This window comes from [Borrelia] turdi (assembly GCF_008828755.2).
Lineage (GTDB): Bacteria > Spirochaetota > Spirochaetia > Borreliales > Borreliaceae > Borreliella > Borreliella turdi.
In genome coordinates this window covers 524612-535817 of record NZ_QBLM01000001.1, presented here as the reverse complement: position 1 = coordinate 535817, position 11206 = coordinate 524612, and the positions used below count along the sequence as shown (strand labels likewise).

General features: G+C 30.7%; 12 protein-coding genes and 2 tRNA genes. 1 reads left to right on the top strand and 13 read right to left on the bottom strand.

The window, feature by feature from the left end; genetic code table 11:
- Window positions 1-12: 12 nt before the first annotated feature.
- The 12 genes from rpoB to DB318_RS02450 form a co-directional block, all read right to left on the bottom strand.
- On the bottom strand, window positions 13-3480 hold the full coding sequence (gene rpoB, locus DB318_RS02505) for a DNA-directed RNA polymerase subunit beta (protein ID WP_151073501.1): 3468 nt from the start codon (window positions 3478-3480) through the stop codon (window positions 13-15).
- A gap of 82 nt (window positions 3481-3562) precedes the next feature.
- Window positions 3563-3937 carry a 50S ribosomal protein L7/L12 gene (gene rplL / locus DB318_RS02500; RefSeq protein ID WP_151074237.1) on the bottom strand — a complete coding sequence of 125 codons (375 nt, stop codon included), beginning with the start codon at window positions 3935-3937 and terminating at the stop codon, window positions 3563-3565.
- A 70-nt stretch (window positions 3938-4007) separates the two neighbouring features.
- Window positions 4008-4496 carry a 50S ribosomal protein L10 gene (rplJ, locus tag DB318_RS02495; RefSeq protein WP_151060052.1) on the bottom strand — a complete coding sequence of 163 codons (489 nt, stop codon included), beginning with the start codon at window positions 4494-4496 and terminating at the stop codon, window positions 4008-4010.
- A 4-nt stretch (window positions 4497-4500) separates the two neighbouring features.
- Entirely contained in the window at window positions 4501-5181 is a 681-nt protein-coding gene (rplA, locus tag DB318_RS02490; RefSeq protein WP_151073502.1) for a 50S ribosomal protein L1, read from the bottom strand.
- Window positions 5181-5612: a 50S ribosomal protein L11 gene (rplK, locus tag DB318_RS02485; RefSeq protein ID WP_004791542.1), complete on the bottom strand. Its 432-nt coding sequence runs from the start codon at window positions 5610-5612 to the stop codon at window positions 5181-5183. Before rplK ends, rplA begins: the two co-directional genes overlap by 1 nt.
- Window positions 5613-5663: 51 nt before the next feature.
- Window positions 5664-6218: a transcription termination/antitermination protein NusG gene (nusG, locus tag DB318_RS02480; protein WP_151073503.1), complete on the bottom strand. Its 555-nt coding sequence runs from the start codon at window positions 6216-6218 to the stop codon at window positions 5664-5666.
- 23 nt (window positions 6219-6241) lie between these two features.
- Window positions 6242-6412 carry a preprotein translocase subunit SecE gene (gene secE, locus DB318_RS02475; RefSeq protein WP_011600998.1) on the bottom strand — a complete coding sequence of 57 codons (171 nt, stop codon included), beginning with the start codon at window positions 6410-6412 and terminating at the stop codon, window positions 6242-6244.
- Between the two features lie 25 nt (window positions 6413-6437).
- A tRNA-Trp gene (locus tag DB318_RS02470) sits at window positions 6438-6510 on the bottom strand.
- 8 nt (window positions 6511-6518) lie between these two features.
- Window positions 6519-6698: a 50S ribosomal protein L33 gene (gene rpmG, locus DB318_RS02465; protein WP_002556991.1), complete on the bottom strand. Its 180-nt coding sequence runs from the start codon at window positions 6696-6698 to the stop codon at window positions 6519-6521.
- A gap of 27 nt (window positions 6699-6725) precedes the next feature.
- Window positions 6726-6798: transfer RNA gene (locus DB318_RS02460), tRNA-Thr, on the bottom strand.
- 73 nt (window positions 6799-6871) lie between these two features.
- Window positions 6872-7720, bottom strand: a complete 849-nt coding sequence (locus DB318_RS02455) for a hypothetical protein (RefSeq protein ID WP_151074235.1) — start codon at window positions 7718-7720, stop codon at window positions 6872-6874.
- 13 nt (window positions 7721-7733) lie between these two features.
- Window positions 7734-8765, bottom strand: a complete 1032-nt coding sequence (locus tag DB318_RS02450) for a hypothetical protein (protein WP_151073505.1) — start codon at window positions 8763-8765, stop codon at window positions 7734-7736.
- A 238-nt stretch (window positions 8766-9003) separates the two neighbouring features.
- On the opposite strand from DB318_RS02450, the gene DB318_RS02445 reads away from it, so the two are divergent.
- On the top strand, window positions 9004-9663 hold the full coding sequence (locus DB318_RS02445; protein ID WP_151074233.1) for an ankyrin repeat domain-containing protein: 660 nt from the start codon (window positions 9004-9006) through the stop codon (window positions 9661-9663).
- A gap of 9 nt (window positions 9664-9672) precedes the next feature.
- Here DB318_RS02445 and DB318_RS02440 read toward each other — a convergent pair whose 3' ends face one another.
- On the bottom strand, window positions 9673-11196 hold the full coding sequence (locus DB318_RS02440) for a hypothetical protein (RefSeq protein ID WP_151074232.1): 1524 nt from the start codon (window positions 11194-11196) through the stop codon (window positions 9673-9675).
- Window positions 11197-11206 lie beyond the last annotated feature (10 nt).

Below are 11206 nucleotides of genomic sequence, written 5' to 3'. Positions count from 1 at the left end.
AACTCCAAAAACCTAACTTTTATTAATCAATTCTTCTTCTTTTTCTGTCAAGGGAACCTGATTCCCATTATCATCGTAAATTGATAAATCAAGTCCAAGCCCTCTAAGCTCTTGCATTAACACATTAAAAGACTCGGGAATACCTGATACATTAGTAGGAATACCTTTTACTATATTTTCATATATCTTAACTCTACCCGACATATCATCAGATTTAACTGTTAAAAGTTCTTGAAGAGTGTGCGCCGCACCATAAGCTTCAAGAGCCCAAACCTCCATTTCTCCAAGTCTTTGCCCACCAAATTGGGCCTTTCCTCCAAGAGGTTGTTGAGAAACAAGAGAATATGGACCGGTTGATCTTGCATGCATTTTATCATCAACAAGGTGGTGCAGCTTAAGCATATAAATGACCCCAACCATTACTTCATTTTCGAATGGCTCTCCTGTATAACCATCATATAAAATTTCTTTAGAAGTTGGATTAAATCCGGCTTTTTTTAATTTTTCTTGAATTTGTTCATTTGTAGCAGATTCAAAAACAGGAACATTATAAGATTCACCAAGATATTTGCCAGCAAGGCCCAATTGAGATTCCATTAACTGCCCAATATTCATTCTAGATGGGACTCCCAAAGGATTTAAACATATGTCAAGAGGGGTTCCGTCTGCAAGATAAGGCATATCTTCAACAGGAAGAATTTTTGCAACAACACCCTTATTACCATGTCGTCCAGCCATTTTATCACCCTCTTTAAGCTTCCTTTTTTTAGCAACATAAACCTTAAGTATCTCCTCAACCCCAGGAGAAAGATTGCCAACATCTTCTTTAGTAATTCTTTGAACATCAATAACAGTGCCTTCAGTACCATGAGGAACTTTTAAAGAATTATTTTTAACATCTTTTGCTTTTTCTCCAAAAATGGAAGTTAAAAGTCTAAATTCAGGAGTAATGTCTCCTTCTGACTTTGGAGTAACCTTACCAACAAGAATATCGCCAGGCTTTACATAAGTTCCTATACGTATAATCCCATTTTCATCCAATTTGTTTAATATCTTTTCGCTAACATTCGGTATATCTCCCGTAACCTTCTCAGGACCAAGTTTAGTTTCTCTTACTTCTATACTAAATTCTTTAATATGAATAGATGTATAAAGATCTTCTTTTACAATTCTATCAGAAATCAATATAGCATCTTCATAATTAAATCCATTCCAAGGAATAACTCCTAGCAATAAATTATTGCCAAGAGCAAGCTCCCCATATCTAGTAGCAGGGCCATCAGCTATTATCTCGCCCCTTTCAACCTTTTGACCCTCTTTAACCAAAACGGATTGATTAAAGCAAGTATCTTGATTTGTTCTTTCATATTTAACAATATGATATTCGTCTAAATCTTTAGCATTCTCTGATTCAAAAGGTTTGACAACTATTTTACTACTTGTTGCAAGAATAACTTCTCCACTTCTTTTAGCCTTAACTACTACTCCTGAATCCTTTGCAACAACACTTTCCATGCCCGTACCAACAATCGGAGGTTTAGGGAAAAGGAGTGGTACTGCTTGTCTTTGCATATTAGAACCCATAAGAGCTCTATTTGCATCATTGTGCTCAAGAAAAGGAATTAATGCTGAAGATACTGAGATTAACTGCCTAGGAGAAACATCCATATAGTCTATATTTTTAGGGCTTGTTGTGGTATAATCACCAGAGATTCTAACAGAAACTAAATCTTCAAGATACTTTCCGCTAGAATTAAAAGCAGCATTAGCCTGCGCAATACACTTTTTCTCTTCATCAATAGCGGACAAATATTCTAATTCATCAGTCACTTCTCCATTAACAACTTTCCTGTAGGGAGTTTCTAAAAAACCATAATCATTAACTCTAGAATAAGTAGCCAAAGAAACTATAAGTCCAATATTTGGCCCTTCAGGAGTTTCAATAGGGCACATTCTGCCATAATGGGTATAATGTACGTCTCTTACTTCAAATCCTGCTCTATCTCTTGAAAGTCCCCCTGGCCCAAGAGCATTAAGACGTCTTTTGTGAGTAAGTTCGGCTAACGGATTAACCTGATCCATGAACTGCGAAAGCTGACTAGTTGCAAAAAATTCTTTAACAGCAGATACAATAGGTTTAACACTTATTAATTCTTGAGGCTTTAGATTAAAAACTTCTTTGTTAGACATTCTATCTTTCGCAATTTTTTCAACTCTTGACATCGCACCTTTATATATATTAGTAAGAAGCTCTCCAACAGAACGCACTCTTCTATTTCCTAAATGGTCAATATCATCAAGAATATCATGCCCTTCATATATTCTCAAAAGATGAGATATTGTGTTAACAATATCATCCATAGTTAAAACCGATGTACTTAAATCATCAAATCCAAATTTTTTAGAAAGTTTATAGCGCCCCACACGTCCAAGATCATATCTTCTTTCAGAAAAGAATATAGTTTTTAAATCATTTTCAGCATTATCAATCGATATTGGCTCACCAGGAAAAAGAGAACCATAAACAGCAAGCATAACTGATTCTTTTGGAAGCTCTTTAGAGCCATCCTTTAAAGCAAAAAAAGCATCTTCTTTTTCAAGACAATTTAAAATAACATTAGAGCTCACAAAGTGCTTTCCAGGAATATCATCATAACCATCAAAATCAACAAGCTCTATTTCATTTATTCCATTTTGTAAAAAATCTTCAACATCTTGTAGGGTAATCTTATCTCCTGCTCGATAATACATATTCTCTCTTATGTTAATACTTTTGGCTAAATATTGACCCGGAAGATCTCTTTTTGTCCCGTCTTCAACTTTAATTCTTTTAATGTTGTAAAAAGTTTCTATTATTTTTTCTCTTGTATCAAAACCTAAGGCTCTTAAAAAAAGAGTTATGAGTATTCTTTTTTTCCTATCTATCTTTACATAAAGATAATCTTTTTTAGAATCAATCTCAAATTCTAACCAAGAACCACGATAAGGAATTATTCTAGCAGAATACAAATCTTTTTCTTTATAAAAAACAACCCCTGGGGATCTGTGAATCTGAGAAACAACAACCCTCTCGGCCCCATTAATAATAAAAGTACCCCTTTCTGTCATTAAAGGAATAGTTCCCATGTATACGTCTTTTTGCCTTATTTCCCCAGTAGTCAAAAATTGCAAATTTAGCCTTACCTTTAAAACAGCTTCATAACTTTGACCCTTCCTTTTGCATTCTTTTTCTGTAAAATTAAGAGAATCATTTTCTATATAGTATCTTTCATACTCAAGAGCAACGTCACCATTTCCACTTTTTATGGGAAATACATTTCTAAAAACAGACTCAAGGCCCTCATTAAGTAAAGGTTCTTTATTTTTTAATTTATCAAGTTGTAAAAATTTTTCATAAGAATTTAATTGTATTTCTATCAGGTTAGGTAAGTCTAAAATTTCATCAGCTCTTCCTTGTCCCAGATGAACTCTTTTTATCATTAAAAGACTCCTTTTTTAAGACATAACAAGCCGCACATCATAACGACATGCGGAATAACAACTTTGATATATTTTTAATTTTTTATTTAACTTCAACTTTTGCGCCAACTGCCTCAAGTTTCTTTTTTAATTCCTCAGCATCTGACTTAGAAAGACCTTCTTTAATAGCTTTAGGAGCAGATTCAACCAAGGCCTTAGCTTCTCCAAGACCAAGCCCTGTAATACTTCTAACCTCTTTTATAACATTTATTTTGCTATCACCAAAAGACATAAGAATTACATCAAATTCGGTTTGTTCTTCAGAATCAGTTGCACCTGTTGAAACAGCGCCTCCCCCACCAACGGCAACAGCAGCAGTTACTCCAAACTTTTCCTCAATGGCTGTTACAAGGTCAACAACTTCCATAGTTTTTGCACCCTCAAGCCAGGTCAAAATATCTTCTTTATTTAGTGCCATATTAACTCCTTATATATTTTCATTTTACAGTGATAGCATGCACTCAAAAATTAAGACTAACACTGCCATGTTAATTTTTAACATCAGCCAAAGCTTTCAATGTTCTTGCAAGCTTAGAAACTGGTGCTTTTAACACGCTAGCAAATAAAGAAATAGACTCTTTTTTGGTAGGGAGCTTACTATAAGCTTGAACTTTAGCCTCATCATAAAACTCTCCCAAAACAAAACCGCCCTTTACTTTTAAAGTACTACTTTTTACAAAATCATAAAAAATTTTTGCTACTACATTAGCCTCTTCTAATGCAGCAACAACTACCGTAGGGCCAACCAAACAAGAATCAACAACATTAATATTCTTTTCTTTTAAAACCATCTTCATTATATTATTTTTAACAACTTTTAAAGCTCCATGTTCGCCTTCTATTTTATTGCGAAGATCTGTTAACTGAGACACGCTCAAACCTCTATAATCTAAGAAAAAAAGATTTTGCTTGTTATCTATAAATTTTTTCAATAAATCAAACATTTCCAACTTCTTAGAATTTATCTTTACGCTCATAATGTCACCTCCAAACAAAATTAACTTTTATAGAAGGCCCCATAGTAGATGAAATATAAATACTATCTATAAAAGCTCCCTTTAAGTCGCTAGGTCTTTTTTTAACAACTTCCTTGATAAATTCCTCATAATTTTCTTTTATCTTTTCATTGTCCATAGAGGATTTACCAAAAGAAAAACTTATTACACCATTTTTATTTGCTCTAAATTCTGTTCGACCCTTTTTAAGGCTATTGATTGCATCCTTAAGATTATTTGTGACCGTTTGGGTCTTTGGATTGGGCATTAAGCCCCTTTTCCCTAAAATAGGACCAAGTCTTCCAACATCCTTCATCATATCAGGAGTTGCAACAACAACGTCAAATTCATCCCAACCACTTTTAATCTTATTTATAAGATCATCGTCTCCAACATAAGTTGCACCAAAAGCTCTAGCTTCATCTGCTCGTTCGCCTTTTGCAAAAACAAGTATTCTTTTTGGCTTCATAAACTGATTTGGCAAAACTATAGTATCTCTAACAGTATGATTTTTTTTTAAATTAAGGTTAATGGATATATCTATGGTTTCATCAAATTTAACAAATTTAATTTCTTTTAACAGTGAAATTGCATCTTCAATGCTATAAAGCTTACTTTTATCTACTTTTAAAAAAGCTGCGGTATATTTTTTACCCTTTTTTGACATTATTTTTCCACCTCAACACCCATTGAACGAGCACTCCCTGAAATAATTTTAAACGCTGCTGATTCTGATTTTGCGTTTAAATCAGGCATTTTAATTTTTACTATCTCCATTAGCTTTTCTTTTGATATAGTTCCAACTTTGTCTGTATTGGATTTTTTAGATCCTGATTCTATCCCAATAGCCTTTTTAATTAAAATCGAAGCTGGGGGAGTTTTTACAATAAAAGAAAAACTTTTGTCGCTATAAACAGTGATGATGACAGGAACCACAATGCCGGGATCCATTTTTGCGGTTCTCTCATTAAATTCCTTTACAAACTGAGGGCCACTAACTCCATGAGGTCCAAGCGCTTGCCCTATCTTGGCTCCTGGAGCTGCTTGAGCAGCTGGAACCTGTAATTTAATCCAAGAAATTGCTTTTTTTTTTGCCATATTATCTCCTTATGGTAATAACGCCTACAAAGCTCCCATTAGTATCAAATTTTAAATCTTTTCTATATGCTGGAAATCAACTTCAACGGGAGTTGACCTTCCAAAAATTTGAACTGCAACTTTTAATTTCTTTCTTTCGTAATCAATAGAGCTAATAAGCCCTTCAAAAGAGTCAAAAGGTCCACCTTTAATTCTAACCCTTTCCCCTTCTTCAAAATCATAAAGCATAAAAATAGATTTATTTGCTTTAATTTCACCAGTAAGCATAAAAACACTTTTCACTTCTTCATCATTAATAGGAATAGGCCTTTGACCCTTACTAACACCAACAAAATTAATAACACCTTGAACTTTAATAATATTAGCAACAATATCTTTCCAGCCTACTTCTGGAAGATCTAGCTCAATAAGAATATAACCTGGCCAAATTTTTCTTTCTTTTATTCTTTTCTTGCCATTTCTTATCTCTTCTACTTTTTCAATAGGTGCCTTAACATCTAATACTACACTACCAAAAACACCTTCACCTATTAAAAGTTTTATGTCTTGCTCTATCTTTTTCTCATATTGAGAATAAGTTTGAACTACATACCAAGCTCTAGACATAATTTACCCTTCTTACAATAAAACTAAAATACATAAGTTACAACAAGAAACATAAGATAATCGACTATACCCAAGAAAATTGAAACAAATAATACTAACCAAAAAACTTGTTTTCCATTTTCAACTACTTCATTATACTTAGGCCACGTTACCTTCTTAAGCTCCAAAATACTATCTTTGATAAACCTAAACATTAAAGCCTCACTTTAATTCTAACAACAGGTCAGGAGGGATTCGAACCCCCAGCATACAGTTTTGGAGACTGTCGTTCTACCGTTGGAACTACTGACCTATTATTTATTATTTTATTTTTCCTTCCTTATGAAGAGTATGTTTGCGTAATTTTGGACAATATTTCATCAATTCTAACTTCTCTTGCTTATTACGTCTATTCTTAGTAGTGGTATAATTCCTAATCCCTGTCTCTTCACAAATCAAAGATATAAGCTCAACAGCTCCTTTTCCCTTCTTTTTACCCATACAACAAAACTCCTAACTACCAATAAAAGCCCCCAATCGGACTTGAACCGACGACCCCCACCTTACCATGGTGGTGCTCTACCAACTGAGCTATAAGGGCATTAATTCCTTATAAAACTCTTTATTATCTTAGTTGATTGTTTGAAAAAAAACAAGTACAGATATTAATTTTCTTACTTTATTACAACAAGTTTTCCGTCTTGTAAAAGTTTAATGTTATTACTATTTGAAAACAATTTATTAATAGAATGCTCATCAAGTATAATATCTGTATTATTTTTACCATAAATGCCTTTGGCAACTAATTTTAAAGGACGATGCCCAACCCTATTTTTATTATTATAAAGAACATCATTACTATACTCAAGCATCCCCCATTTTTTCAAAGCTTCCGAAGAAACCATTCTCTTATCAAAATATGGCCTAATGTTTTCATCATAAATTTTGATAAAAAAAGAGTCTTCCAATTTTTTAGAACCAAAAGTATTATTGTAGACTTCACCTACATAAATCACAATTCCTGTATAATCGGTCTTATCAATATCAGCACTTATCAATGGATAAAAAGCTTTATAAGGCTTTTCATGCGAAAAAAATAAATTTATAAAATCGGGAAAAAGACTAAGCTCATACCTAACAGTTAAGCTTCTTAAATCTTCTGAATATTTTATATAAGATCTTTTCAAAATACTATTGGGACCTGAAAAATTAAGTATTAAGCTCGGATTCAGATCAAAATAATTTTTAAAAGTATTTTCAGAATCCATAATTATCTTAAAAAGAGACTCTCTTATTAAAGTATCTTTAAAGTCATTAATAGTTGCTATTAATTTAGAAGCCGTATTTAAACCTACTGGTCTAAATTCATTTTCATTAATTTCCTTAACGATGTCAAAACAAATAACCTTCTTATCCCAATCAATTATTCTATACACACTTGTCTCGGTAACCTCATTCTTTATTATAGAAACATTCGAATAAAGTAGAAATAAATAACTAAAAAGAAACTTAAAAAAATGCATTATCTCCTTCCTATTATTTTTTGCCTAAATAAACACCTATCCAAGTCCAACCATTATTAATTTCTGGATCTTTAGGATAAACAATTCTTTTAAAAACAAAATACCATTCCCTAATATGATCCCATCCGCTTGATTCAAGGTAAGATATATCATCGCTAGAATCCGCTTCAAGCTGCTTTGCAAATTGTATTCCGTTTTTTCTTCTCCCTCCAAGCCTAATCATCGTGGTTAAAAAGCTGTTAGTATTAATAGAATTACTTTTTCCGCCCTTTTGATCCCAACTTTGAATAAAAAAATTATTTTTATCTCTTATATTAAGCAATTTAGAAGTTTCTCCAGAGAGAACAAAATTTTTAACATCCTGGATTAAATCTCCTAAATTTCTATAAACAACAAACTCTGGATTATTGAAATAATTAATTTTTGTAACAACATTAAAATAGTCTCTAGAATCTATTTTTAAATTTGACCTTGGAATTGAAAGAAATTTTTTATAGTAAAAATAAGATTCATCATAATCTTGAACATCTTCCAAACTTAATGCAAGATTATAAAAATAATTACCCTTTTCCGCATTATTTAAATTATCAATCCCTGTATTTAATATAAATTTGTAATAATTGATCTTATCGATTGAATCAATATTTAAATTAACAATCTTTTTAGCTACTCTTGTTTTTACTGAACAGTTTTCATAAATATAATCATCAAAATTGTCAACAATGTGCTTGTAAATGCTAAAAGCTACAAAATCTTCTCCCATAGAATTATAAATATTGCCCATTAAATAAAGATACAAAGGATAATATTCTCTAGATTCATCATCAATAATTCCACTATTTACAATTTCTAAAGCATTTTCATAATTTTTATTTGCAATATATATATTAACAACCCTATCAACAATAAGAAATTTATCTAATCTATTCTTATTAGAAGATTTTAAAAGATAGGTAAGATTTTGAATTTCACTTTGTTTTTGTTTGCAAGAAGCAAATAAAAATAAAATCAAAATGAATTTAGCAATTTCAATAAATAGGCTCATAAGAGTATTTTACAATATAAACTACACATAATAAAATGCCAACTCAATTTTAAAATTGTCAAAATTTTTATAAATATTAACTTAATATACCCACATTTTTATTAATACCAACTAATATAAAAAACATTGAAAAACAATCTTATAATAACCTATAATAAATATTAATCTAATACTTTTATTAAAAAAGCAATCATCTAAAATTAAATACTTTATTAAAGGAATGCAAAACTTACAAAACATGAAAAAAGAATTCATTATACCTTTACTGCTATTCCAAATAATAATGAATTTAAATTTAGCAACTGCCAATACAAATATTTCAATAATAAAAGAATTGCAAAAAAATTTGTATATTTTCAATAGCAAAGAATATCAAAAAAATAAAGACGCTTTAAATAAATTTGTAAATTCAATAAATATAAACGACAAAAAAACCTTACAAAATCTAGGAAAAATCAAAAATGATCTTTTTATAATATCTGTTTTTTTCAGCAATAAAAAGGGGGTTTTAATCGCACTAAACCTTGGGGCAGAAATAAACCTTAAACATAAAATATCTCCAATTTCAATTTCAATAATAAATAATGAATTTGAAATTATAAAAATATTGGTGGATTATGGGATAAGCCTTAATCAAATCGATAATACCGGTCATTCCCCAATATTTTGGGCAATATATACTAATAACGAAAAAGCATTTGAATTTTTAAAAGAAAGCGGAGCTGATTTAAGCTCTACACTTAAAAATAGAAAAACACCGATGCAAGCCGCAATAGAAACAGAAAATATTAAATTAATTAAATCTCTAGAAAAGAAAAAAATTTACATTGACGATAATTACAAAAAAGAAATTAAATTGCTGAAAAACAAAGAAATAATTAGAATTCTGGTAAAATAGAAAATAAATTTAATACCCATCAGATACTTGAATATTTTTATCTTTATCAATAAGATCTTTATATATAAAAGATTTTTTAGCAAGTGACTCTTTTAAATTTTTAGAAAAGGGCAAATTTCTCCACATTATGCCGCGCACCAATTTCTCAAGTTTTTGAATTCCTTTACTTTCCTTTTCTATCCAAATAAAATAATCTTCTAGAAAAAAATTTTTAATATTTCCTTTTTTAATAAATTTAACATAATAATCATAATATTGACCTGTAATTCCTGTTTCCATCCATCTATAAGAAGCTTGTTCTTTTGCAAGTTCCCAAACAAAATCACCAATACCTAAAATAACCGCTTTTTTTAAGTTTTTAGCATACATGGGGATTAATATTTTACCCCTTCCATTTGCTCTATTTTTAACATCAATTGATTCCCAACAAATTCCTTTATCACCATAAGAAGGTATTAATATAAAATAAGGAACTACTCTGAGCAAATCTCCTCTATACGCTTTTTGAAAAAGCCTGGGCTGAATATCTTCAATTTCCCAAACAAGCTGCATAATTCTTTCTCTGCTGCCGAAAAATTGAGGATTAGGAACTACATTATTTTTCAAAAGAATGGGGAAATGATTACCCCTTGGCCCTATTGCAAGCTTATTAGCACTTCTTATAACTTCAACTTCATCATACGCAATAGTTGATTCATCAGACATTCCAATATTATTCATTTTATTTTGAATTTCAAAAAGCTCCCTGTTAGCATCTTCAATTTTATTGATAAAAACATTGATATCTCGATTTGATTTAATAAGATCATCAACATAATCACCAGCAAAATTTAAAGGCTTTAAAATCGAATTAGCATAAGGATTTCGTACTCCGTATTCAGACATATAAGTTAAATCGTTTTGACTATTATTTGAAAATAAAAATTCAAACATACTTTTTAACTTACAAAGAGCTTCTTCTCTGATCTTATCAGCTCTCTTAAGACTACTCTTTGCAAAATCAATATTTGCCAAAAGCTTTTCTTTTTTGTTAAGTAAAATTTTTTCCATATCTTCTTCTTTAAAATTATCCATCGGCAAATCAGTAGCTAATCTACTAAGCTTAAAACTATTAACCCCATAAAGCCATTCATCAAAATAAATAAAAGACTCATTATAGCGATTGTCCCAAATAGTTTTTGAAATTAATAACTGAATTTCAGATCCAAGTGCATTTGGAATAAGAGCAGCAAATCTAAATAAGATTTTCTGCTCCATGGTCAATTTTGAAATATTTTTTGCAATTGATCTGAGAAAAGACCAATACATGTTAATCACTTGATTATATTTTAAAACTCTATCAACCTCTTCTGACTTCGGATTTAGATAATCTACTAAAACTTTATGAAGCTTAAGGCCAATCTCTTTACTACTTGAAATAAGATTCTTATAAAAATCTTTAGTAAAAAATTGCTTATCATGCTCTTCTAAAGTTAAAATATTTGGCAATCTTGAATCTAAATCTGTATCTACAGAATCAGGATATTTATACAAAAAACCCCCA

Excerpts from the sequence above, each read along its gene's own strand:
- rpoB (WP_151073501.1), bottom strand. The coding sequence starts at position 3,480 with ATGATAAAAAGAGTTCATCTGGGACAAGGAAGAGCTGATGAAATTTTA.
- rplL (WP_151074237.1), bottom strand. The coding sequence starts at position 3,937 with ATGGCACTAAATAAAGAAGATATTTTGACCTGGCTTGAGGGTGCAAAA.
- rplJ (WP_151060052.1), bottom strand. The coding sequence starts at position 4,496 with ATGAGCGTAAAGATAAATTCTAAGAAGTTGGAAATGTTTGATTTATTG.
- rplA (WP_151073502.1), bottom strand. The coding sequence starts at position 5,181 with ATGTCAAAAAAGGGTAAAAAATATACCGCAGCTTTTTTAAAAGTAGAT.
- rplK (WP_004791542.1), bottom strand. The coding sequence starts at position 5,612 with ATGGCAAAAAAAAAAGCAATTTCTTGGATTAAATTACAGGTTCCAGCT.
- nusG (WP_151073503.1), bottom strand. The coding sequence starts at position 6,218 with ATGTCTAGAGCTTGGTATGTAGTTCAAACTTATTCTCAATATGAGAAA.
- secE (WP_011600998.1), bottom strand. The coding sequence starts at position 6,412 with ATGTTTAGGTTTATCAAAGATAGTATTTTGGAGCTTAAGAAGGTAACG.
- rpmG (WP_002556991.1), bottom strand. The coding sequence starts at position 6,698 with ATGGGTAAAAAGAAGGGAAAAGGAGCTGTTGAGCTTATATCTTTGATT.
- DB318_RS02455 (WP_151074235.1), bottom strand. The coding sequence starts at position 7,720 with ATGCATTTTTTTAAGTTTCTTTTTAGTTATTTATTTCTACTTTATTCG.
- DB318_RS02450 (WP_151073505.1), bottom strand. The coding sequence starts at position 8,765 with ATGAGCCTATTTATTGAAATTGCTAAATTCATTTTGATTTTATTTTTA.
- DB318_RS02445 (WP_151074233.1), top strand. The coding sequence starts at position 9,004 with ATGAAAAAAGAATTCATTATACCTTTACTGCTATTCCAAATAATAATG.